Consider the following 22,220-nt stretch of genomic DNA (forward strand, 5'->3'; position numbering starts at 1 on the left):
TGTGCGATCCTATCGGCGCAGAGAAAACGTGCAGTGCGATCCGGGCGGGCGCCCACGCGACGAAGGAACGGCGTTTCCCGCGTATTCACCGGGTATTCGCAGTGTTTTCTTAGGGTCCCCTAAGTCCTCGAAGGGCGAATCGAGGGTCGGGGGTGCAAGAATCACGCTCGCGGATCGGCCATAATGGAGGGGTGACGACCTCAGCGACGTATGCCCCGGCGGCGAGAACCATCAAGCGGCCCAACCCGGTAGCTGTCGGCACCATTGTGTGGCTCGGCAGCGAGGTGATGTTCTTCGCGGGACTCTTCGCGATCTACTTCACCCTCCGCAGCACCTCACCCGAGCTGTGGGCCGACCGTACCGAGCTCCTGAACGTTCCGTTCGCGGCAGTGAACACGGCGATCCTCGTGCTCTCCTCCTTCACGTGCCAGATGGGCGTGTTCGCGGCGGAGGACCTGCAGCCGTACAAGATCGGCAAGGGACAGAAGAACGGTGCCGGCCGCCGTCGTCTGTTCGGCTGGGGCATGGTCGAGTGGTTCTTCCTCACCTTCGCCCTCGGCGCGATCTTCGTCTCGGGTCAGGTCTGGGAGTACGCCCAGCTGGTCGCCGAGGGAATGCCGATCCAGGCTGACGCCTACGCCTCGGCCTTCTACATCACCACCGGCTTCCACGCCCTCCACGTCACCGGCGGACTCGTCGCGTTCCTCCTGGTGATCGGCCGCGCGTACGCCGTCAAGAACTTCCGGCACAAGGAGGCGACCTCCTCGATCGTGGTGTCCTACTACTGGCACTTCGTCGACGTCGTCTGGATCGTGCTGTTCTTCGTTATCTACTTCCTGAAATAAGAGCGGAGCTGATCCCCGAGATGGCACGAGAGAAGAAGCGCCGTTCGAGCGGTCGTCGCAGCCCACTGGCGGCGGCCGCACTCATCGGAGCAGGCCTCATGATCACCGGTGCGGTGTACGCGGGCGCGACGGCGGCCTTCGCCGCCAACGACGCCCCCACGGCGTCGACGCAGCTGACGGTCGAAGACGGCGAGAAGCTGTTCACGGCCAACTGCGCCACCTGCCACGGCCTCGACCTGGAGGGCACCCCCAACGGCCCGAGCCTCTACGGCGTCGGCGAGCTGGCGGTGGAGTTCCAGGTGTCGACCGGTCGTATGCCGCTGCAGATGCAGGGACCGCAGGCTCCGCAGAAGGAGCCGCAGTTCACCGAGGAGCAGATCCTCGCGATGGCGGCCTACGTGCAGTCCGAGGCCCCCGGCCCGACGTACCCCGCTGACGAGATCATCGACGGCGAGGGCGACGTGGCGCACGGCGCCGAGCTCTTCCGCGTCAACTGCGCGATGTGCCACAACGTGGCCGCCGCCGGTGGCGCTCTCACCGAGGGCAAGTACGCTCCGGCCATCACGGAGACCAGCGCGCTGCACATCTACGCGGCCATGGTCACCGGCCCGCAGAACATGCCGGTCTTCGGCGACATGAACCTGTCCGACGAGGACAAGCGCGACATCATCTCGGCACTGCTCTTCCAGCAGCAGTCCGTCCAGATCGGCGGCTTCTCCCTCGGCTCGCTCGGACCGGTCTCCGAGGGCCTGTTCGTGTGGATCTTCGGTATCGGCGCTCTGGTCGCCATCACCGTGTGGATCACGGCGAAGTCCAACTGACGCTTATTCATCGAAGAGGAACGTACGAGGAGCACCATGGCACACGACGACGACTCGCAGGCTCTTGACAGGGCCTACCAGCCCTCTCCGGGGCTGGGTGTCGCAGTCAGCGATCCCGTGCAGAACCCCGGTCTTCCGCCGCACCGCGAGCGGATGACCGACAAGGACCCGCGCGCTGAGAAGGCCGCCGTCCGCACCGTCTACACGCTGTTCTACCTGTCGCTCGCCGGCAGCATCTGGGCGGTCGCCGCCTACATGCTGTTCCCGATCGAGAGCGGCGCTCTCATCGACATCCGTCAGAACAACCTCTTCATCGGTCTCGGCATCGCGCTCGCGCTGCTGGCTCTGGGCATCGGCGCGATCCACTGGTCGAAGGCCCTCATGTCCGACAAGGAGCACGTCGAGCTCCGCCACCCCACCCGGGGCAAGGACTCGACGCGTGAGGCAGCCATCAAGGCCTTCGCAGACGCCAACGAGGAGTCCGGCTTCGGTCGCCGCACGATGATCCGCAACTCGCTGTTCGCGGCGATCGTCGCGTCGATCATCCCCGGTGTGACGCTGTTCCGTGGCCTCGCCCCGCACTCCACGCCGGACGACCCCACCGCGGGCGACCCGGTCGCGCTGCTGAAGCACACGATGTGGGATGAGGGCATGCGCCTCGTCCGCGACCCCGACGGCACCCCCATCCGTGCCGCCGACGTCACGCTCGGCTCCGCTTTCCACGTGATCCCGGAGGATCTCGCGGAGCTCGGTCACGATGAGGGCTACCTCGAGGAGAAGGCCAAGGCCATCGTGCTGATGATGCGCCTCCGCCCGGAGCAGCTCATCGAGGCCGAGGACCGCAAGGACTGGTCCTACGACGGCATCGTCGCGTACTCCAAGGTCTGCACGCACGTCGGCTGCCCCGTCGCGCTGTACGAGCAGCAGACCCACCACCTGCTGTGCCCGTGCCACCAGTCGCAGTTCGACGTCACGGACCACGCGAAGGTCATCTTCGGCCCGGCCGCTCGGCCGCTGCCTCAGCTGCCCATCACCGTGGACGACGAGGGCTACCTCATCGCACGCAGCGACTTCACCGAACCCGTCGGCCCGAGCTTCTGGGAGCGCCATTGAGCACCGCAACGCTGTCCAAGGACGAGAAGGACACCAAGGCGCCTCTCGGCGGCCGCTTCGTCGGCGCCGCGTCGAACTACATCGATGAGCGCACGAGCCTCTCCGGCTTCGTCAAGGAGCTGGGTCGCAAGATCTTCCCTGACCACTGGTCGTTCATGCTCGGTGAGATCGCGCTCTGGAGCTTCGTCGTCGTGTTCCTCTCCGGAACCTTCCTGACGTTCTTCTTCCAGGCGTCGATGGTGGAGACCCACTACACCGGCGCCTACGCCCCCATGCGCGGAATCGCGATGTCGTCGGCCCTCGAGTCGACCCTGCACATCTCGTTCGACCTCCGCGGTGGCCTCCTGGTCCGCCAGATCCACCACTGGGCCGCGCTCGTCTTCATCGCCGGCATCGGCGTGCACATGCTGCGCGTGTTCTTCACGGGCGCGTTCCGCAAGCCGCGCGAGCTGAACTGGGTGATCGGCTTCGTGCTGTTCATCCTCGCGATGGCCGAGGGCTTCACCGGTTACTCGCTCCCCGACGACCTGCTGTCGGGTAACGGTCTGCGCATCATCGACGGCATGATCAAGGGTCTCCCGCTGATCGGCACCTGGACCTCGTTCCTCCTCTTCGGCGGCGAGTTCCCCGGCACCGACATCGTGGGTCGCCTGTACACGCTGCACATCCTGCTGCTCCCGATGCTGGTCATCGCCTTCATCGCGGTGCACCTGATGCTCATGATCATCAACAAGCACACGCAGTTCGCCGGCCCCGGCCGCACGAACGACAACGTCGTGGGCTACCCGATGATGCCGGTCTACATGTCCAAGATGGGTGGCTACCTGTTCATCGTCTTCGGCACCATCGTGCTGATCGCGACGTTCTTCCAGATCAACCCGATCTGGAACTACGGCCCCTACGACCCCTCCCCCGTCTCGGCCGGTACGCAGCCGGACTGGTACATCGGGTTCGCGGACGGCGCGCTGCGCCTGGCACCGTCGAACTGGGACATCGTGTTCCTCGACCACACCTGGTCGTTCGGAATCCTGGCCCCGGTCGCCATGCTCGGCCTGTTCATCGTCATCGTCGCGATCTACCCGTTCATCGAGGCGTGGGTCACCGGCGACAAGCGTGAGCACCACATCGCCCAGCGTCCGCGCAATGCGGCCACCCGCACCGCGATCGGCGTCGCCGGCGTCATCTTCTACGCGGTCCTGTGGGCGGCGGCCTCGTCCGACCTCATCGCCACGCACTTCATGCTCACCATGGAGGGCGTGATCCACACGCTGCAGGCGCTGCTGATCCTCGGCCCGATCATCGGCTACTTCGTCACGAAGCGCATCTGCATCGCGCTCCAGAAGAAGGACCGCGAGATCGTCCTGCACGGCTTCGAGTCGGGCCGCATCGTGCGTCTCCCCGGCGGCGAGTTCATCGAGGTGCACCAGCCGGTCGACGTCTACGACCGCTGGAAGCTCATCGACGTCGACGGCTACGAGCCGCTGGTCGTCCGCCCGAACGCCAAGGGCCGCATCCCCTGGACGGAGAACCTCCGTTCGGCGATGTCGCGCTGGTTCTTCGAGGACCGTCTCGCCCCGCTCACGCAGGCCGAGATCGACGCGGCTGACGCGCACCAGCATCACGTCACTGCGGGGAACGAGGAGGCGGAGGCCGCCGAGATCCAGGGAGCTCACGAGCGCGCCGGGTTCCCGGACGCGCCGCTCACCGTCGACGAGACGCACGTCGACGAGACGCCGAACACGCCCAGCACGGTGATCTCGACCGAGCCCGTCAAGAAGCCTCGGAAGAAGAAGTCGGAGGACGACGAGTAAGTCGTCACTCCCCTTCGATGAAGGCCTCGTCCGATCGGACGGGGCCTTCATCGTTCTCCCCCGATGAGAGGATCGTCTCATGTCTTCGGCCGTCCGCCTGCTCCGTGCTCCCCTCCTCGCCGACGCGCTCAAGGCTGCCGGCGCCGCTCCGACGGATGTCATCAGCACGCGCGTCCTGGTGGCCTCCTCCGCGCAGCGGGACCTCGTCACGGCCTGGGACGTCATCCACGCCGCTTTCGGCGCTCACGGCGTCCCCAGCACCCTCCTCGGCGTGACCGTCCTCGGCTACGACGACCAGCTCGTCGAGGTCGAGGCGATCGCCGCTCTGCCCGCGGACCGTGCATGACCGCCCTTGTCCGACACGCGACGGATCAGGACCATGCCGTCCTCGAGGAGATCGAGCGCGCCGCTGACATCCTTCTGACCGATCGCTTCGGTGCCGAGGACTGGCCCCCGCCGTCGACAGCCGACGACCGCCGGCGCGCCGAGGGGTTCGTCCTGGTGGCCACCTGCTCCCCTACGGCGGAGCCTGCCGGCGGACTCGAGGTGCCGGTCGGGTTCGTGCAGGTGCTCGAGGGACCCGGGTGCGCCCATCTGGAGCAGCTGTCCGTCCACCCCGCCTCCGGTCGCCGCGGGATCGGTCGCGCCCTCGTCCTGGCGGCCCAGGACGAGTCCCGCCGTCGGGGCCGCTCGCAGCTCACGCTGCGCACCTACGCGGACGTACCCTGGAACGCCCCGTTCTACTCCCGCTGCGGCTTCACCGAGTCGACGCCGGACACCGACTTCCTCCGCGAGCTCGTCGCCGTCGAAGAGCGTCTCGGCCTGACCCGGTACGGACGGCGGATCCAGATGACTGCGGCACTCTGACCGGCTACGACGGCAGGATTCGCGCGACGCGCGACGGTATCCCTCGGTCGTCGGCGCCCGCACATCCCTAGTCTGGGCTCATGATCGATCGCCTCGACTACTTCGCCGCCCGACTCGCCTTCGAGACCGACCCCAGCGACGTGCACGCCGACCGTGCCGCCGGCCGCGCACTGGTCGTGGTCGACGTCCGCTCGACCGAGGCATTCGCCCAGGGGCGCGTGTCCGGCGCGCTCCACATGCCTCACAGCGAGATCGCCCACCGTGCCCCGGAGGAGATCCCGGCGGACGCCGAGGTCGTGGTCTACTGCTGGAGCCCCGGATGCAACGGCGGTGTCCGCGGCGCGCTCGAGTTCGCTCGTCTCGGCTATCGCGTGCGCGAGATGATCGGCGGCTTCGAGTACTGGGCCCGCGAGGGATATCCCATCGAAGACGCCGAGGGTGTGCACCACCGTCCCGTCGACCCGCTGACCGGAATCCCCCGCGTCCGCACCCACGTGTGAACTGTTCGCAGGAACGACGAAGGCCCCCGGAGTAATCCGGGGGCCCTTCGTGGTGCGAGGAGACTCAGCGGGCGAAGTTGCCGCGGTAGTACTCGTAGACCCAGCCGACGATCGCGACCACGAAGATCGCGAGGCCGATCGGGAGCAGGAAGTGACCGACCGCAAGACCCACGACGAAGACACCCGCCGAAGCCGCGAGGACGAGCGGCCACCAGGACCACGGGCTGAACTCGCCGAGCTCGGGGTCACCGTCGTCGATGTCCGACGTGAGGATGTCCTCGGGCAGCTCACCGTTCTGCGCCTTGTGCGTCCGGTCGAGGTAGAAAGCGACCATCGCACCCATGAAGGCCGAGAAGAACAGGGCGACCGTGCCGACCCACTCGATCTGGTTCACCAGCGGAAGGCCCGGGTGAGCCAGGATGTTCCAGCCCGTGTAGACGACGCCGACGAGGGCGAAGAACGCGGTGAGGACCCACCAGATGATGACGTTGTCGCGCATGGCTCAGTGGCCCTCTCGCTCGCCGGGTGCGGTGGTCGCGAACTCCGCGGCCTCCGGGTGGTTCAGGTCGAAGGCCGGACGCTCGCTGCGGATGCGCGGGATCGACGTGAAGTTGTGCCGCGGCGGCGGGCACGACGTGGCCCACTCGAGCGAGGCACCGTAGCCCCAGGGGTCGTTCACCGTGACCTTCGGCGCCTTGCGCGCCGTGATCCAGACGTTCAGGAAGAACGGCAGCATCGAGGCGCCGAGGATGATCGCGCCGATCGTCGAGACCTGGTTCTGCCACGTCCAGCCGTCCGCTGCGGAGTAGTCCGCGTAGCGACGCACCATGCCGTCGACACCGAGCCAGTGCTGGATGAGGAAGGTCATGTGGAAGCCGACGAACAGCATCCAGAAGTGCACGTAGCCGAGGCGCTCGTTCAGCATGCGACCCGTCCACTTCGGCCACCAGAAGTAGAAGCCGGCGAACATCGCGAACACGACCGTACCGAACACCACGTAATGGAAGTGCGCCACGACGAAGTAGCTGTCGCTGAGGTGGAAGTCCAGCGGCGGGGCCGCGAGGATCACACCGGTGAGGCCACCGAAGACGAACGACACGAGGAAGCCGAGCGAGAACACCATCGGGGTCTCGAACGTCACCGAACCGCGCCAGAGCGTTCCGATCCAGTTGAAGATCTTCACACCGGTGGGCACCGCGATGAGCATCGTCATCAGGGCGAAGAACGGCAGCAGCACGGAGCCGGTGACGTACATGTGGTGCGCCCACACGGCGACGGACAGGGCCGCGATCGCGATCGTCGCGTAGACCAGGGTCTTGTACCCGAAGATCGGCTTCCGGCTGAACACCGGGAAGATCTCCGAGACGATGCCGAAGAACGGCAGCGCGATGATGTAGACCTCGGGGTGGCCGAAGAACCAGAAGAGGTGCTGCCAGAGCAGGACACCGCCGTTGGCCGGGTCGTAGATGTGCGCACCGAGCACGCGGTCGGCGGCGGCGGCGAAGATCGCCGCGGCCAGGACCGGGAAGGCCATCAGGATCAGCAGGCTGGTGATGAGCGTGTTCCAGCTGAAGATCGGCATGCGCCACATCGTCATGCCGGGAGCACGCATCGTGATGATCGTCGTGATGAAGTTCACCGCACCGAGGATGGTACCGAAGCCCGAGATGCCGAGACCGAGCATCCAGAGGTTTCCGCCCGCTCCTGGCGAGAACGACGCGTTGGCCAAGGGCTGATACGCGAACCAGCCGAACGAGGCCGCACCCTGCGGGGTGAGGAAGCCGGCGACCGCGATGGTCGAGCCGAACAGGAACAGCCAGAAGGCGAAGGCGTTCAGACGCGGGAACGCGACGTCCGGAGCGCCGATCTGCAGCGGCAGGATCGCGTTGGCGAATCCCGCGAACAGCGGCGTCGCGAACATCAGCAGCATGATCGTGCCGTGCATCGTGAACAGCTGGTTGTACTGCTCCTTGGTCGGGACGATCTGCATCCCCGGAGCGAACAGCTCGGCGCGGATCACCAGCGCCATCACGCCACCCAGGAGGAAGAACATCACCGAGGCGATGAGGTACATGTACCCGATCGTCTTGTGGTCCGTGGAGGTGATCCACTTGACGACGATGTTGCCCTTCTGCTCGACGCGCGAGGAGCTCATCAGAGCAGCCTGGCGCGCGGGCAGGGTGGTGGGACGGGAGCGAGGTGCCTCGTCGGTGCGAGGAGCTTCAGTGGTCGACATGGCTTACTCCTCTCCTTCCTCGGTGTCGGTCTTCCCGGAGGTGCCGGGGAGGTTCGAGAGACGGTCGTACGCGTCGGTGATGTCCCCGGTGTTGCCCTCTTCCTCGAGGGTCTCGAGGTAGGCGTTGTACTCGTCCTGCGAGACGACCTTCACGTTGAAGAGCATCATCGAGTGGTACTCGCCGCAGAGCTCGGCGCACTTGCCGGCGTACTCGCCCTCACGGGTGGGGATGAAGGACCAGGAGTTGTCCTTCCCGATGAACATGTCCTTCTTGTAGAGGAAGTCGATGATCCAGAAGGAGTGGATGACGTCGCGCGACTGCAGGTTGATGGTGACCTTCTGGTCGACCGGCAGCACCAGGGTCGGCAGCTCCGCCTGGTCGATGTTGCCTTCCGCGTCGGGCTGGGCCTGGATGCCCATGGTCCACACGGTGTCTTCCTCGGTCTCACCGTTGTACTGGAAGTCCCACGCCCACTGCTTGGCGATCGCGGTGATCTCGACGTCGGGATCGTCCCACTTCGTCTCGATCTCGGTCTGGTCGCGAGCCGTGAAGAAGAACATGCCCAGCACGAGGATGAGCGGCACGATCGTGTAGAAGATCTCGATCGGCATGTTGTAGCGCATCTGCACCGGGAGGCCGGTCTGGCCCTTGCGGCGGCGGTACGCGATCGCAGCCCAGGCCATGAGGCTCCAGGTGACGACACCGACCGCGAGGAGCACGATCCAGGAGTTCACCCAGAGGGACGACACGCGCTCCGTCTGGTTGGTTGCTGCCGGACCACCATCCACGAAGCCCGGAAGAAAGCCGTTCAGCTCGGTGGGAGTACATCCCGCCAGAGCCACAGCTGCCACAACTCCCACAGGGAGTGCGGCCCAACGAAGGCGGCGTTTCGAGGGCACGATGCACCTTTCAGATCGCGGACAAGGCATGTCCAAGTCTAGAGCAACCTCACACCTGATTCATGCCAACCATGCAGGTTGAGAAGCGGAACGGCCGCCGTCACGCGAGGTGACGACGGCCGTTCGCGGGAAGAACGTGTCAGTGGAAGCTGTCGCCGCAGGCGCAGCTGCCCGCCGCGTTCGGGTTGTCGATGGTGAAGCCCTGCTCCGAGATGGTGTCCTTGAAGTCGATCGAGGCACCGTCGAGGTAGGGAACGCTCATGTTGTCGACGATGACCTCGACACCGTCGAAGTCGACGGTCTCGTCGCCTTCGAGGTACCGCTCGTCGAAGTAGAGCTGGTAGATCAGGCCCGAGCAGCCGCCGGGCTGCACGGCGACGCGCAGACGGAGGTCATCGCGGCCCTCCTGCTCCAGGAGGTTCTTCACCTTCGTGGCGGCGGCGTCCGTCAGCTTGACGCCGTGTGCGCTTGTGGTCTCTGCGGACAGGGTGGTGTCGCTCATGTCGCTCCTCATGACGGGCCGGGTACGGGCTCTCCGACGATTCTACCGCCGGTGGGGACGGAAGGCTCAGATCTCCCGCGCGTTCATACGGGCGAGCAGCAGGGCCTCGGTCGCCACGGCGTGCCGGAACGTGTCCAGATGCAGCGACTCGTTGGGGCTGTGTGCGCGGGAGTGCGGATCCTCCACGCCGGTGACGAGGATCTGGGCCTCCGGGAACTCCCGCACGAGATCCGCGATGAACGGGATGGACCCGCCGACGCCCAGGTCCACCGGAGCGACGCCGTACCCGTCGCGCATCGCGTCGCGGGTGAGGGAGACCGCCCACCCGCTCGTGTCCACGAGGAAGGGGTTGCCGAGGTCCACATCGGAGAAGGTCAGCTCGGCACCGAAGGGCGCGTGTGCACGGAGGTGGCGCTCCAGAGCCTCGTAGGCATCCTGACCGGACTGCCCGGGGGCGACACGGGCGCTGATCACCACGGTCACCTCCGGGAGCAGGGTGTTCGAGGCTGAGGCGACGCTCGTCGCATCGATGCCGATGACCGTGACGGAGGGCTTGTTCCAGATACGGCTGAGGATCGTGCCGTCGCCGATGGGCGTCGTCCCCGGGAGGAGCCCGGCCTCGTCGCGCAGTGTCTCCTCGGTGTACTCGGGCGTCTCGGCATCCCGAGCGGTCATCCCCTCGACCGCGACGGAGCCGTCCTCGTTCCACAGCGTGGCGAGGAGTCGCACGGTCGCCATCATCGCGTCGGGAACCGCGCCACCGAACATCCCGGAATGGGACGCGTGGTCGAGCGTGCGCACCTTCAGGGTGAAGCGTGCGTTGCCGCGGAGGGACACGGTCAGGCCCGGCGTGACGGAATCCCAGTTGCCCGAGTCAGCGACGACGATCGCATCGGCGCGGAGGGCCTCCTTGTTGTCGGAGAGGAACTGTGCGAACGAACGCGAGCCGTACTCCTCCTCCCCCTCGACGAACATCGCGATCCCGAGGTCGAGGTCGTCTCCGAGCACCTCGGCGACCGCGCGGATCGCGCCGATGTGGGCCATGATGCCGGCCTTGTCGTCCGCGGCACCGCGTCCGTACAGGCGGCCGTCACGCACCGTCGGCTCGAACGGCGGCGTCTCCCACAGGGCGTCATCCCCCGGAGGCTGCACGTCGTGGTGGGCGTAGAGGAGGATCGTCGGCTTCCCGTTCCGCGCCGCGCGCGTCGCGAGGACGGCGGGCTGGCCCTGCTCGTCGGTACCGGGGATGTCGGCACGGAGTACCTTCACCTCGTCGAACACCCCGGTGCCGCGCGCGAGCGTGGCGACGGCGTCGGCGCTGCGCTCGAGCTGCGTCTGGTCGAAGGCGGGCCAGGCCATGCCGGGAATGCGCACGAGGCTCCCGAGGTCCGACAGCGCGGAGGGGATGCCGGTGGCGACCGCTTCGAGGACGGCGGCGTCGGACTCGCTGGGAAGTGCAGGTGAGGTCATGCGAGTAATCTTAAGGCGACCCACCCCAGCGAACCGAGGAACCTCGTGGCCACTACCCCCGCCTCCCCTTCGACGAACGACGACGCCCCCCAGACGCCTGCCGTCGGCAAGGGACGCGCGACGCCGACCCGCGCCGAGCAGGAGGCTGCGCGCCGGCGCCCCCTCGTGGCGAACACCAAGGAGGCGAAGGCCGCGGCTCGCGCCGAGCTCAACGAGCGCCGCGCGAAGGCGCAGGCCGGCATGGCCGCCGGCGAGGAGAAGTACCTCCCCGCGCGTGACAAGGGCCCGCAGCGCCGGTGGGTGCGCGACTACGTCGACGCCGGCTGGCACCCCGCCGAGTTCGTGATGGGCGTCATGGTGCTCGTCATCCTGGCCTCGCTGCTGCCGACGAACATGATGATCTCGTTCTACGCGTACCTGTTCATGATGGCCTACCTCGTGATCGCGATCGGCGGCATGATCCTCCTCGGCATGCGGGTCAAGCGCAAGGCGGCCGCGAAGTTCGGCAAGGACCGCGTCGAGAAGGGCCTCGGCTGGTATGCGGGCATGCGAGCCCTGCAGATGCGCTTCATGCGCCTGCCCAAGCCGCAGGTCAAGCGCGGGCAGTACCCCGACTGACCAGTCCTCGGTTGATCTCGCGGCCCCAGAACGGGCCGCGATAGAGGAACGCCGTGTAGCCCTGGACCAGGGTGGCCCCGGCATCCAGACGCTCCTGCACATCGGCGGCCGTCTCGACACCGCCCACCGCGATCACGCAGAAGTCCTCGGGGACCGCGGCACGGACGACCCGGAGCACCTCCAGCGATCGTTTCTTGAGCGGAGCACCGGAGAGACCGCCCGCACCGGCCGCCTCGACGACGGCCGCATCGGTGCGCAGTCCGTCACGGCTGATCGTCGTGTTGTGGGCGATGATGCCCGCGAGCCCTTCCTCGACGGCGAGCCGCGCGATCGCGGTGATCTCGTCATCCGGCAGATCGGGGGCGATCTTCACGAGCAGCGGAGTGGACCCGGCCGCGTCACGGACGGCGCGCAGCAGCGGCGCCAGGGTCTCCACCGCCTGCAGACCCCGCAGCCCGGGAGTGTTCGGCGATGAGACGTTGACCGCGAGATAGTCGGCCAGCGGAGCCAGGCGGGTGGCGGAGGCGACGTAGTCGGCGACGGCGTCCTCGACGTCCACCACGCGGCTCTTGCCGATGTTCACGCCGATCACCGTGTCGGGGGCGCCCCGGCGGAGGCGGGCGAGACGACGGGCTGCGGCATCCGCGCCCCGGTTGTTGAAGCCCATGCGGTTGATGACCGCCCGGTCCTCGACCAGCCGGAACAGGCGCGGCTTCGGGTTGCCCTCCTGCGGGACAGCCGTGATCGTGCCGACTTCAACGTGGCCGAAGCCGAGCGCCGCGAGTCCGCGAACCCCGACGGCGTTCTTGTCGAACCCGGCCGCGATGCCGAACGGCGACGGGAACGTCAGCCCCAGGGCCTCGACGCGAAGCGAAGGGTCAGGGCGGGTCATCGCGCGGGTGGCCCACGACAGCGGCGGCACACCGAGTACGCGGATCACCGCCATGCCGGCGTGGTGGGCGAACTCGGGGTCGAAGCGCGACAGGACGGCGCGGAAGAGCAGCGGATACATCCCTGCCAGATTACCGGTCCGCCGCCTCCGCCTTCGCGTGGTCGGCCCGGAGGTCGCTGATCGCGGATTCGAAGTCCTCGAGCGAGTCGAACGCCTGGTAGACGCTCGCGAAGCGGAGGAAGGCGACCTCGTCGAGCTCACGAAGCGGCCCCAGGATGGCGAGGCCGATCTCGTTCGTGTCGAGCTGGGAGACGCCGGTCTGTCGGACCGCCTCCTCCACCCGCTGCGCGAGGATCGCGAGGTCCGCCTCCGTCACGGGACGCCCCTGGCAGGCCTTGCGCACGCCGGAGATGACCTTCTCCCGGCTGAAGGGCTCCATGACGCCCGAGCGCTTGATGACGTTGAGGCTCGCCGTCTCCGTCGTGGAGAACCGTCCCCCGCATTCCGGACACTGACGGCGCCGACGGATCGAGAGTCCGTCGTCGCTGGTGCGGGAATCGATGACCCGGGAGTCGGGGTGACGGCAGAAGGGGCAGTGCATCTGACAGATCCTACGCGGTGAAGCGGGCCTCGATCGCCTCGCCGTGGGCCGGGAGCACCTCGGTTTCAGCGAGCGCGACCACGCCCTCCCGAACAGCGGCCAGGGCCGAGCGGTCGTAGGAAACGACCTGCTGTGGGCGGAGGAACGTGTAGGCGCCCAGGCCCGGTGCATAGCGGGCCTGACCGCCGGTGGGCAGCACGTGGTTGCTTCCGGCCATGTAGTCACCGAGGCTGACGGGGGTCTGGTCGCCGACGAACACGGCACCGGCGCTCGTGAAGGCGGCTGCCGCCTCCTCCGCATCCGCGAGGTGCAGCTCCAGGTGCTCCGGGGCGTAGGCGTTGCTGAACGCGGCCGCCGTCGCTCGATCGTCCACCAGCACGATCGCCGACTGCGGGCCGGACAGCGCAGCCCTGACGCGTTCGCTGTGCCGCGTACGCGCAGCCTGCTGCTCGACCTCTGCGCGGACCTGCTCCGCGATCTCCAGGGCATCCGTCACGAGGACGGCCGAGGCCTGCTCATCGTGCTCGGCCTGGCTGACGAGGTCGGCGGCGATGAGACGAGCGTCGGCGTCGGCGTCGGCGACGACGAGGATCTCGGTCGCGCCGGCCTCGGAGTCGGTGCCGACCACCCCTGCGACGGCCCGCTTCGCCGAAGCGACGTAGTTGTTTCCCGGTCCCGACACGACGTCGACGGGATCGAGCCCCAGGCTCGCGACGCCGTGGGCGAGCGCACCGATGGCTCCGGCTCCGCCCATCGCGTAGACCTCGGAGACACCGAGCAGCGCCGCGGCGGCCAGGATGGTCGGGTGGACGCGACCGTCCTGGTCCGCCTGCGGCGGCGAGGCGAGGGCGATCTGCTGCACCCCCGCGACCTGCGCGGGGACGACGTTCATGACGACGCTCGACGGGTAGACGGCCTTGCCCCCGGGGATGTAGACCCCGACACGGGCCACCGGCTGCCAGCGCTGCGTGATGGTCGCTCCCTCGCCGATCCTCGTCACCTGCGGTGCGGGGACCTGCGCGGCCGAGGCCAGGCGCACACGTCGGATGGCCTCTTCGAGGGAAGCGCGGACCGTCGGAGCCAGGTTCGACAGCGCATCCGCGAGGTGTGCTTCCGGCACCCGCACAGCGTGCCCGGTGACCCGGTCGAACCGCTCCGCCTGCTCCCGCAGCGCGTCCTCGCCGCGATCCCGCACGTCGTCGACGAGACGCGCGGCGGTGTCGAGCGCCTCGGCTCGTGCCTGGGTCGCGCGCGGAACGGCCGCGAGCATGTCAGCGGGCGAGAGCTCGCGCCCCCGCAGATCGATCGTGCGCATGTCAGCCCTTCGTGATGCCGGCGATGTCGTGGAGATAGCCGATGCGGCCGTCATCGTGGCGGACGACGAACGCCCCGCCCCGATCCTCGATGACGAGCGCCCAGGCGGTCGGACCGATGCGGAAGATCGGCTCTCCGCGTTCGTCGTGCACGTCGCGCTCCGTCGGGGCGAGGATCCAGAAGGGCTGCGCCTCGGGCGTGTTCTGACGCGGGGCGGCTGCCTGGTGATCGTCGATGACGGAATGCACCGCCGTCGCATCATCCGATGCCGGTTCCTGCGCGGCCGCGAGTTCCTCCTCGGAGAGCGCCTTGGCGCCCAACAGCGACTCGATGCTGCCGGTGTCGGAAACGATCTCCGGCTGCTCCCCGCGGGACCGCCGCGAGTAGACCGGGGTGTACTCGTCCTCGGCGGACACCGGCACGGTTCCGGTTCCCCCGCCCGAGGCATGCGCGGTGAGAGGGACGCGATCCGCGCCGTTCGCCGACACGTCGCGCGTGTCGGTGTCGGTGTCGCGGAGATCGGCGGCGGCGTCCGCGTCACCGGTGCTCTGCTCGGCATCGGCGTCTGAGATCACGGCTGTCTCGCCCTCGGCCTCCGCGGCGGGAGACTCGGCGGCGGCAGGGGCCTCAGCGGCGGATCCGCTCGACGTCGCCTCGGGACGCGGCCGTGCGATCACCGGGCGCACCGGATTGGCGTTGCGGTGCGCGAGAGTGACGAGCCGCCCCTGGAAGTCCTCCTTGAGGCCCGGGATGAGCGGGGCGAAGACGGTGAGCACGACGAGCGCGGTCGAGGTGATGACCTGCACGACGGCGTTCCAGGGCAGACCCCAGTTGCCGGTGGAGATGACGGCCGACAGGGCGAGCCACAGGTTGCCGGCCCACACGCACGCCGAGACCGAGAAGGCCACGGAGGCGAACTGATCGATGCCGAGCGACCCCACCCGGCGGATGCCGTCGGGTGAGAACCGCCGGAGGACGAGGAGGAACACGGCGACCGTCGGCACGCCGATCGGCAGGATCCACTGGATGCCGATGCCCCAGAGCGAGATCCCCCCGCTGAGCGGGAAGAAGGACACGAGGAAGGAGACCAGCCAGACTCCGACGATCAGGAGCTCGCGCAGCGTGAATCCGAGGATGCCGTACTCCGGCGTGACCTCGTCGTCGTAGAGGACGCCGTCCTCATCGCTGAACACCGCTTCGGCGTCCGGCTCGGGAAGATCCGTGCTCATAGTCGTCCTTTCCTCATCGGCGCACCACGTCTTTCCGGTGCTCTCGACGGCTCCCGATCCTACCCGCTCACCCCAGACAGGTTGGTCCGAGCAGTGACTTGAGGTCACCGAAGAGGTCGGCGGAGACCTTCACCGGCATAGGCACCTCGAACACCTTCGCCGTGCCAGCGCGATGCACGCGCAGCAGCACCTCGGTGTCCCCGCTGTGCCGCCGGAGCACCTCGGCCAGTTCCGTCATGACCCGTTCCGTCGCGCGCTGCTCGGCGAGGACGAGAGACAGGGGCCCTGCTGCATCGAAGGAGCCGACGTCGGGGGCGAAGGCAGACTGGGCATGCAGGTTCAGGCCGTCATCACGGCGGGAGACGCGCCCGCGCACGGCGAGGATCGCATCCTGCTGCAGAGTGTGCTGGAACTCGAGGTACGTCTTGCCCATGAACATCACGGTGACCTCGCCGTTGAAGTCCTCCACGGTGATCATTCCGTACGGGTTTCCGCTCGCCTTCGCCACACGATGCTGGACACTCGTGACGAGGCCGGCCACGGTGACCTGATCGCCGTCCTGCAGGTCCTCGGAGTTGTTGAGGTCGTGGATGGAGATCGAGGCATGCTTCGCGAGCGGGACCTCCAGACCAGCCAACGGGTGGTCAGAGACATAGAGGCCGAGCATCTCCCGCTCGAAGGCGAGCTTGTCCTTCTTGATCCACTCGGGACGAGGGGGCACTTTCGCGGGTGCCGCCTCCTCCATGCCGTCGTAGAGACTGTCGAAGTCGAAGCCGATGGCGCCCTGAGCCTCGTTGCGCTTCCGGTCCACCGCCGCCTCCACGGCGTCTTCATGGATCTCGAGGAGGGCCCGACGGGTGTCACCCATCGAGTCGAAGGCCCCGGCTTTGATCAGCGACTCGACCGTGCGTTTGTTGGCGACGTGCAGCGGCACCTTGTCGAGGAAGTGATGGAACGAGGTGAACCGCTCGTCCTTGCGCGACTGCACGATGCCGTCGACGACGTTCGTGCCGACGTTGCGGACGGCGCCGAGGCCGAAGCGGATGTCATCGCCGACAGCCGCGAAGAAGTTGATCGACTCGGAGACGTCCGGCGGCAGCACCTTGATGCCCATTCGGCGGCACTCGTTGAGGTAGAGCGCCATCTTGTCTTTCGAGTCGCCGACGCTCGTGAGGAGTGCGGCCATGTACTCGGCCGGGTAGTGCGCCTTGAGGTAGGCGGTCCAATAGGAAACGAGACCGTACGCGGCGGAGTGCGCTTTGTTGAAGGCGTAGTCCGAGAACGGCAGGAGGATGTCCCACAGCGCCTTGACCGCTCCTTCCCCGAAGCCGCGCTCGGTCATTCCCGCCGCGAACCCCGCATACTGCTTGTCCAGCTCGGACTTCTTCTTCTTTCCCATCGCGCGGCGCAGGATGTCGGCCTGACCGAGGCTGAACCCGGCCACCTTCTGCGCGATGGCCATGACCTGCTCCTGGTAGATGATGAGTCCATAGGACTCCTCCAGGATCTCGGCGAGCGGTTCCGCGAGTTCGGGATGGATCGGGGTGATCTCCTGCTGCCCGTTCTTGCGCAGCGCGTAGTTGGTGTGGGAGTTCGCACCCATCGGCCCCGGACGGTACAGCGCGATGAGGGCCGAGATGTCGCCGAAGTTGTCCGGCTTCATGAGCCGCATGAGTGAACGCAGCGGCGGACTGTCGAGCTGGAAGACGCCGAGCGTGTCGCCGCGGGCCAGCAGCTCGTAGACGGCGGGGTCATCGAGACCGAGGTGCTCGAGATCGAGCTCCTCACCGCGGTTCATCCGGATGTTGTCGAGCGCGTCCGAGATGATCGTGAGGTTCCGGAGGCCGAGGAAGTCCATCTTGATGAGGCCGAGGGACTCGCACGACGGATAGTCGAACTGCGTGACGATCTGGCCGTCCTGCTCGCGGCGCATGATCGGGATGATGTCGAGCAGGGGCTCCGACGACATGATGACGCCGGCGGCATGCACGCCCCACTGTCGCTTCAGCCCCTCGAGGCCGAGGGCCCGATCGAAGACCGTCTTCGCTTCGGGGTCGGTCTCGATGAGGGCGCGGAACTCGCTCGCCTCCTTGTAGCGCGGGTGCGCAGAGTCGAACATGCCGTCGAGGGGCATGTCCTTCCCCATGACGGCCGGGGGCATGGCCTTGGTGAGTCGCTCGCCCATGCTGAACGGGAAGCCGAGGACGCGACCGGCGTCCTTGAGCGCCTGCTTCGACTTGATCGTGCCGTACGTGACGATCTGCGCGACGCGCTCGGACCCGTACTTCCGGGTCACGTACTCGATGACCTCGCCGCGACGACGGTCGTCGAAGTCGACGTCGAAGTCGGGCATCGAGACGCGGTCCGGGTTGAGGAACCGCTCGAAGATCAGACCGTGCTCGAGAGGGTCGAGGTCGGTGATCTTCATCGCATAGGCGACCATCGAACCCGCACCGGAGCCACGTCCCGGACCGACCCGGATGCCGTTGTCCTTGGCCCAGTTGATGAAGTCGGCGACGACGAGGAAGTACCCGGGGAAGCCCATCTGGAGGATGATGCCGGTCTCGTACTCGGCCTGCTTGCGCACCTTGTCCGGGATGCCGTTCGGGTACCGGTAGTGGAGGCCCTTCTCGACCTCCTTGATGAGCCAGCTGTCCTCGGTCTCGCCGTCGGGGACCGGGAACCGCGGCATGTAGTTCGCCGAGGTGTTGAACTCCACCTCGCAGCGCTCGGCGATCAGGAGCGTGTTGTCACAGGCCTCCGGGTGGTCCCGGAAGAGCTGCCGCATCTCGGCCGCGGTCTTGATGTAGTACCCGTCGCCGTCGAACTTGAAGCGGTTCGGGTCGTCGAGCGTGGAGCCGGACTGCACGCACAGCAGGGCTGCGTGCGCGTCGGCCTCGTGCTGGTGGGTGTAGTGCGAGTCGTTGGTGGCCACGAGCGGGATGCCGAGGTCTTTCGCGAGCCGCAGCAGATCCGTCATGACCCGGCGCTCGATCGACAGGCCGTGGTCCATGATCTCGGCGAAGTAGTTCTCCTTGCCGAAGATGTCCTGGAACTCCGCCGCGGCCGCGCGGGCGGCGTCGTACTGCCCGAGCCGCAGCCGCGTCTGCACCTCTCCCGACGGGCACCCCGTCGTGGCGATGAGCCCCTTGCCGTATGTCTGGAGCAGCTCGCGGTCCATACGCGGCTTGAAGTAGTAACCCTCCATGCTCGACAGCGAGCTCAGCCGGAAGAGGTTGTGCATGCCCTCCGTGCTCTGGCTCCACATGGTCATGTGGGTGTACGCGCCCGAACCCGACACGTCGTCGCTGCGCTGGTCCGCCGAGCCCCACTGCACGCGGGTCTTGTCGCTGCGGTGCGTGCCCGGAGTGACGTAGGCCTCGAGACCCACGATGGGCTTGATGCCGGCGTTGCGGGCCGCGTTGTAGAACTCGAACGCCGCGAAGGTGTTCCCGTGGTCCGTCACCGCGATCGCCGGCATGCCGTAATCGGCGGCCGCCTGCGTCATCGCGTTGATCTTCGCAGCCCCGTCGAGCATCGAGTACTCGCTGTGCACGTGCAGGTGGACGAAGGAGTCGGATGCCATGCTTCGAGTCTACGTTCGGCCCCGGACACGAGGAGGCGCCGGCTCCCGGTTCACGCTTTCTCGCGGAGGTCCAGCCGCATGAGCACGCGGGGGAAGCCGTCGAGGACGGAGCCCGTGTCCGCCGCCTTCGCGAACCCCGCGCTCTCGAAGAGACGCCGCGTCCCGACGTACGCCATCGTGAGGTTCACCTTCGCGCCGGCGTTGTCGACCGGATACCCCTCGATCGCGGGTGCGCCCCGATCGCGCGCGTAGGCGACCGCGCCCTCGATGAGGGCGTGGGAGACACCCTGTTTGCGATGCCCTGGGCGGACCCGGAAGCACCACAGTGACCACACGTCGAGGTCGTCGACATGCGGGATGAGGCGATTGCGCGCGAAGCTCGTGTCGCGTCGAGGGTGCAACGCCGCCCAGCCGACCGGCTCGTCGTCGAGGTAGGCGAGGACGCCGGGGGGAGGATCCTGGTGGCAGAGCTCACGCACCCGCTCGGCCCGTGCGGGACCGCGAAGGGAGACGTTCTCCTTGTTGCCGATCCGATAGCTCAGGCAGAAGCAGACGTTCGACGTCGGCTTCTTCGGCCCCACGACCGCGGCGACGTCATCGAAGACCGTCGCCGGGCGCACCACGATGCTCATGTGGTCAGTGTGGCGGATACCCCGGACACCGGCGCGCTGACGCCCCGGCGGATGAGCTATTCCCCGCGCAGCACGTCCAACGCGTGCTGGAAGTCCTCCGGATAGGGCGAGGCGAACTGCACCCACTCCCCCGTCGTCGGATGGGCGAATGCCAGCTGATGCGCGTGCAGCCACTGCCGCGTGAGTCCGAGGCGGGCGGAGAGCGTCGGATCGGCGCCGTAGAGCGGGTCCCCGACGCACGGGTGCCGGTGCGCCGCCATGTGCACGCGGATCTGGTGCGTACGACCCGTCTCCAGATGGATCTCGAGCAGAGAGGCACCGGGAAACGCCTCGAGCGTCTCGTAGTGCGTCACGGAGGGCTTCCCGTCCGGGACGACGGCGAACTTCCAGGAGTGGTTCGGGTGCCGACCGATCGGCGCATCGATCGTGCCCACGAGCGGGTCCGGATGCCCCTGCACCACCGCGTGATAGATCTTCTCGACCGTGCGCTCCTTGAACGCGCGCTTGAGGGCCGTGTACGCGGACTCGCTCTTGGCCACGACCATGAGCCCGCTCGTCCCGACGTCCAGCCGGTGCACGACGCCTTGACGCTCCGGCGCGCCGCTGGTGGCGACGCGGAACCCGGCGGCGGCGAGAGCGCCGACGACCGTGGGTCCCTCCCACCCGAGCGAGGGGTGGGCAGCGACCCCGGTCGGCTTGTCCACCACGACGATGTCATCGTCGTCGTAGACGATCCCGAGTTCGGGCACCGCGATGGGCACGATCTTCGGCCCCTCCTTCGGCTCCCACTCGACGTCCAGCCACGCACCGCCGCGCAGGCGGTCCGACTTGTCGAGGGTGACGCCGTCCAGGCGGACGCCGCCGGATGCGGCCACCTCCGCCGCGAAGGTCCGCGAGAACCCGAGGAGCTTGGCGAGGGCGGCATCGACCCGCGTACCGTCGAGCCCGTCCGGGACGGGCAGCGAACGCGACTCCACGGTCAGCGCTCCTCGGACGCCGCAGCCGCCTCGGCGTCCTCGTCCGTCTCGATCGGGGCGTGGTCCCGCTCTCGCGTGCCGTCGAACCGGAGGCCGAAGACGACGAGCAGAGCCACCGAGATCATCCCGGTGACGATGAAGATGTCGGCGACGTTGAAGATCGCCGGCATCATCCACGGCATGGAGATCATGTCCACCACTTCCCCGACCGGGAAGCCGGGGGCCCGGAAGAGACGGTCCGACAGGTTGCCGAGCACGCCTCCGAGCAGGCACCCGAGGACGACAGCCCAGAGACGCGACCGCAGTCCGAACGCCTTCCAGACGATGACGCCTGCGACGACCGCGAGGGCGATGGTGAAGATCCAGGTCACGCCCGAGCCGAGGGAGAACGCCGCACCGGGGTTGCGCACGTAGTAGAGCTGCAGGAACTCTCCGAGGACCGGGACCGCCTCGTGGAGCGGCAGATTCTCGATGGTGAGGTACTTCACAAACTGATCGGCGGCCAGCACGACCGCTGCGAGAATCGCAACGATCGCACCGGCCGCCGACCGACGAAGGGGACGACGTCCTGACAAGAGGGCGCCTTACAGGCCGATCGCGGAGACCGGCGTGGAGTCCGTGGAGGCCGACTTCTCGTCGAGCTCGCGGAGCTGACCCTCGATGTAGCCGCGGAGCTGCGAGCGGTAGTCGCGCTCGAAGTTGCGCAGCTCCGTGATGCGCGCCTCCAACGTGTTGCGCTCGCGCTCCAGGCGTGCGGTCTCCTCGCGCTGCTTCGCCTCGGCCTCCGTGCGGATACGGGCGACCTCGGCCTCGGCCTCGGAGATGAGCTGGTTGCGCTTGGCCTCACCCTCGGCCACGTGCTCGTCGTGCAGACGCTGCGCGAGCTCGATGATGCCGGCGGTCGCGGTCGCGGAGCCGGTCGGTGCGGCGTCGGCGGCGGGAGCCTCGGCGGCGGCCGGGGCGGGAGCAGCGGCTTCCGGCTCGGCGGCAGCGGCGGGAGCAGGCGTGGAGCCCGACTCATAAGCGGCGAGCTTCGCCTTCAGCTCGGCGTTCTCCTCGAGGGCCTTGCGCCACTCGATGACGATCTCGTCGAGGAAGTCGTCGACCTCGTCCGGGTCGAAGCCGTCCTTGAAGCGGACATGCTGGAACTGCTTGGTGACGACGTCATCCGGGGTAAGTGCCATGGGTGGCTCCTCTTTCGATGAGTTCGATTGCCAGTACCGATGTATGGCGTGTTCGTGATGTGGCGCGAACCCGGGGCGCGCACCTGGGTGCCAGCATAGCCCCCGAGCCTTGGGGTCGCGAT

The 22,220-nt window shown here is 67.7% G+C and carries 21 protein-coding genes and 1 pseudogene; 8 read left to right on the forward strand and 14 right to left on the reverse strand.

Annotated elements, in window-relative coordinates; genetic code table 11:
- The first annotated feature begins 191 nt into the window (after positions 1–191).
- The 7 genes and pseudogenes from ctaE (at position 192) to C6C15_RS10445 (ending at position 5,957) form a co-directional block, all read left to right on the forward strand.
- Entirely contained in the window at positions 192–845 is a 654-nt protein-coding gene (gene ctaE / locus C6C15_RS10415; RefSeq protein WP_105950032.1) for an aa3-type cytochrome oxidase subunit III, read from the forward strand.
- A 20-nt stretch (positions 846–865) separates the two neighbouring features.
- Positions 866–1,666 carry a cytochrome bc1 complex diheme cytochrome c subunit gene (qcrC, locus tag C6C15_RS10420; RefSeq protein ID WP_025105058.1) on the forward strand — a complete coding sequence of 267 codons (801 nt, stop codon included), beginning with the start codon at positions 866–868 and terminating at the stop codon, positions 1,664–1,666.
- Positions 1,667–1,702: 36 nt separating this feature from the next.
- Complete coding sequence (qcrA, locus tag C6C15_RS10425) at positions 1,703–2,779, forward strand: cytochrome bc1 complex Rieske iron-sulfur subunit (protein ID WP_025105059.1); 1,077 nt, start codon at positions 1,703–1,705, stop codon at positions 2,777–2,779.
- Positions 2,776–4,590, forward strand: coding sequence for a cytochrome bc1 complex cytochrome b subunit (qcrB, locus tag C6C15_RS10430; RefSeq protein WP_105950033.1), 1,815 nt, complete (start codon positions 2,776–2,778; stop codon positions 4,588–4,590). The genes qcrA and qcrB overlap by 4 nt, the downstream gene beginning before the upstream one ends.
- Before the next feature lie 124 nt (positions 4,591–4,714).
- Positions 4,715–4,936: pseudogene (locus C6C15_RS10435) on the forward strand (RidA family protein); the annotation flags it as partial.
- Positions 4,933–5,457: a GNAT family N-acetyltransferase gene (locus tag C6C15_RS10440; protein ID WP_105950035.1), complete on the forward strand. Its 525-nt coding sequence runs from the start codon at positions 4,933–4,935 to the stop codon at positions 5,455–5,457. The pseudogene C6C15_RS10435 and the gene C6C15_RS10440, both read left to right, overlap by 4 nt.
- Positions 5,458–5,537: 80 nt before the next feature.
- Positions 5,538–5,957 (forward strand): rhodanese-like domain-containing protein, encoded by a 420-nt coding sequence (locus C6C15_RS10445; protein WP_060921214.1) that lies wholly within the window; start codon positions 5,538–5,540, stop codon positions 5,955–5,957.
- A 64-nt stretch (positions 5,958–6,021) separates the two neighbouring features.
- Here C6C15_RS10445 and C6C15_RS10450 read toward each other — a convergent pair whose 3' ends face one another.
- The 5 genes from C6C15_RS10450 to C6C15_RS10470 form a co-directional block, all read right to left on the reverse strand.
- Entirely contained in the window at positions 6,022–6,456 is a 435-nt protein-coding gene (locus tag C6C15_RS10450; protein WP_025105064.1) for a cytochrome c oxidase subunit 4, read from the reverse strand.
- A gap of 3 nt (positions 6,457–6,459) precedes the next feature.
- Complete coding sequence (ctaD, locus tag C6C15_RS10455; protein WP_025105065.1) at positions 6,460–8,193, reverse strand: aa3-type cytochrome oxidase subunit I; 1,734 nt, start codon at positions 8,191–8,193, stop codon at positions 6,460–6,462.
- Between the two features lie 3 nt (positions 8,194–8,196).
- The gene (gene ctaC / locus C6C15_RS10460; RefSeq protein WP_060921215.1) at positions 8,197–9,123 is read right to left on the reverse strand and encodes an aa3-type cytochrome oxidase subunit II; all 927 of its coding nucleotides are present in this window, start codon (positions 9,121–9,123) and stop codon (positions 8,197–8,199) included.
- 109 nt (positions 9,124–9,232) lie between these two features.
- The gene (gene erpA / locus C6C15_RS10465) at positions 9,233–9,595 is read right to left on the reverse strand and encodes an iron-sulfur cluster insertion protein ErpA (RefSeq protein WP_060921216.1); all 363 of its coding nucleotides are present in this window, start codon (positions 9,593–9,595) and stop codon (positions 9,233–9,235) included.
- A gap of 66 nt (positions 9,596–9,661) precedes the next feature.
- Positions 9,662–11,065, reverse strand: a complete 1,404-nt coding sequence (locus C6C15_RS10470; protein ID WP_105950037.1) for a dipeptidase — start codon at positions 11,063–11,065, stop codon at positions 9,662–9,664.
- Between the two features lie 45 nt (positions 11,066–11,110).
- On the opposite strand from C6C15_RS10470, the gene C6C15_RS10475 reads away from it, so the two are divergent.
- On the forward strand, positions 11,111–11,683 hold the full coding sequence (locus C6C15_RS10475; protein WP_060921218.1) for a DUF3043 domain-containing protein: 573 nt from the start codon (positions 11,111–11,113) through the stop codon (positions 11,681–11,683).
- On the opposite strand, the gene C6C15_RS10480 is transcribed toward C6C15_RS10475, so the two are convergent.
- From C6C15_RS10480 to C6C15_RS10520, 9 genes are all read right to left on the reverse strand, one after another.
- Positions 11,658–12,695, reverse strand: a complete 1,038-nt coding sequence (locus C6C15_RS10480) for a quinone-dependent dihydroorotate dehydrogenase (RefSeq protein ID WP_105950038.1) — start codon at positions 12,693–12,695, stop codon at positions 11,658–11,660. The genes C6C15_RS10475 and C6C15_RS10480 overlap by 26 nt on opposite strands.
- A gap of 10 nt (positions 12,696–12,705) precedes the next feature.
- On the reverse strand, positions 12,706–13,176 hold the full coding sequence (gene nrdR, locus C6C15_RS10485; RefSeq protein WP_025105071.1) for a transcriptional regulator NrdR: 471 nt from the start codon (positions 13,174–13,176) through the stop codon (positions 12,706–12,708).
- Between the two features lie 10 nt (positions 13,177–13,186).
- Positions 13,187–14,491, reverse strand: coding sequence for a histidinol dehydrogenase (gene hisD, locus C6C15_RS10490; RefSeq protein WP_105950039.1), 1,305 nt, complete (start codon positions 14,489–14,491; stop codon positions 13,187–13,189).
- A gap of 1 nt (position 14,492) precedes the next feature.
- Positions 14,493–15,719 (reverse strand): hypothetical protein, encoded by a 1,227-nt coding sequence (locus tag C6C15_RS10495; protein WP_105950040.1) that lies wholly within the window; start codon positions 15,717–15,719, stop codon positions 14,493–14,495.
- A 67-nt stretch (positions 15,720–15,786) separates the two neighbouring features.
- Positions 15,787–19,305, reverse strand: coding sequence for a DNA polymerase III subunit alpha (gene dnaE / locus C6C15_RS10500; RefSeq protein ID WP_060921222.1), 3,519 nt, complete (start codon positions 19,303–19,305; stop codon positions 15,787–15,789).
- Between the two features lie 50 nt (positions 19,306–19,355).
- Positions 19,356–19,937, reverse strand: coding sequence for a GNAT family N-acetyltransferase (locus tag C6C15_RS10505; RefSeq protein ID WP_105950041.1), 582 nt, complete (start codon positions 19,935–19,937; stop codon positions 19,356–19,358).
- Positions 19,938–19,993: 56 nt separating this feature from the next.
- Positions 19,994–20,914, reverse strand: coding sequence for an RluA family pseudouridine synthase (locus C6C15_RS10510; protein WP_060921224.1), 921 nt, complete (start codon positions 20,912–20,914; stop codon positions 19,994–19,996).
- A 2-nt stretch (positions 20,915–20,916) separates the two neighbouring features.
- Positions 20,917–21,489, reverse strand: coding sequence for a signal peptidase II (gene lspA, locus C6C15_RS10515; RefSeq protein WP_254635588.1), 573 nt, complete (start codon positions 21,487–21,489; stop codon positions 20,917–20,919).
- Positions 21,490–21,498: 9 nt separating this feature from the next.
- The gene (locus C6C15_RS10520) at positions 21,499–22,098 is read right to left on the reverse strand and encodes a DivIVA domain-containing protein (protein WP_083370877.1); all 600 of its coding nucleotides are present in this window, start codon (positions 22,096–22,098) and stop codon (positions 21,499–21,501) included.
- Positions 22,099–22,220: the final 122 nt, after the last annotated feature.

Origin of the sequence: Microbacterium sp. str. 'China' (genome assembly GCF_002993305.1) — a bacterium.
In the GTDB taxonomy this organism is placed as follows: Bacteria; Actinomycetota; Actinomycetes; order Actinomycetales; family Microbacteriaceae; genus Microbacterium; species Microbacterium paraoxydans.

What these genes read in the sequence shown, in the direction of transcription:
- qcrA (WP_025105059.1), top strand. Translation starts at nt 1,703, where the DNA reads ATGGCACACGACGACGACTCGCAGGCTCTTGACAGGGCCTACCAGCCC.
- ctaC (WP_060921215.1), bottom strand. Translation starts at nt 9,123, where the DNA reads ATGCCTTGTCCGCGATCTGAAAGGTGCATCGTGCCCTCGAAACGCCGC.
- hisD (WP_105950039.1), bottom strand. Translation starts at nt 14,491, where the DNA reads ATGCGCACGATCGATCTGCGGGGGCGCGAGCTCTCGCCCGCTGACATG.
- C6C15_RS10445 (WP_060921214.1), top strand. Translation starts at nt 5,538, where the DNA reads ATGATCGATCGCCTCGACTACTTCGCCGCCCGACTCGCCTTCGAGACC.
- C6C15_RS10440 (WP_105950035.1), top strand. Translation starts at nt 4,933, where the DNA reads ATGACCGCCCTTGTCCGACACGCGACGGATCAGGACCATGCCGTCCTC.
- C6C15_RS10470 (WP_105950037.1), bottom strand. Translation starts at nt 11,065, where the DNA reads ATGACCTCACCTGCACTTCCCAGCGAGTCCGACGCCGCCGTCCTCGAA.
- dnaE (WP_060921222.1), bottom strand. Translation starts at nt 19,305, where the DNA reads ATGGCATCCGACTCCTTCGTCCACCTGCACGTGCACAGCGAGTACTCG.
- ctaD (WP_025105065.1), bottom strand. Translation starts at nt 8,193, where the DNA reads ATGTCGACCACTGAAGCTCCTCGCACCGACGAGGCACCTCGCTCCCGT.
- C6C15_RS10520 (WP_083370877.1), bottom strand. Translation starts at nt 22,098, where the DNA reads ATGGCACTTACCCCGGATGACGTCGTCACCAAGCAGTTCCAGCATGTC.
- erpA (WP_060921216.1), bottom strand. Translation starts at nt 9,595, where the DNA reads ATGAGCGACACCACCCTGTCCGCAGAGACCACAAGCGCACACGGCGTC.
- nrdR (WP_025105071.1), bottom strand. Translation starts at nt 13,176, where the DNA reads ATGCACTGCCCCTTCTGCCGTCACCCCGACTCCCGGGTCATCGATTCC.
- C6C15_RS10450 (WP_025105064.1), bottom strand. Translation starts at nt 6,456, where the DNA reads ATGCGCGACAACGTCATCATCTGGTGGGTCCTCACCGCGTTCTTCGCC.
- C6C15_RS10480 (WP_105950038.1), bottom strand. Translation starts at nt 12,695, where the DNA reads ATGTATCCGCTGCTCTTCCGCGCCGTCCTGTCGCGCTTCGACCCCGAG.
- C6C15_RS10505 (WP_105950041.1), bottom strand. Translation starts at nt 19,937, where the DNA reads ATGAGCATCGTGGTGCGCCCGGCGACGGTCTTCGATGACGTCGCCGCG.
- qcrC (WP_025105058.1), top strand. Translation starts at nt 866, where the DNA reads ATGGCACGAGAGAAGAAGCGCCGTTCGAGCGGTCGTCGCAGCCCACTG.
- C6C15_RS10495 (WP_105950040.1), bottom strand. Translation starts at nt 15,719, where the DNA reads ATGAGCACGGATCTTCCCGAGCCGGACGCCGAAGCGGTGTTCAGCGAT.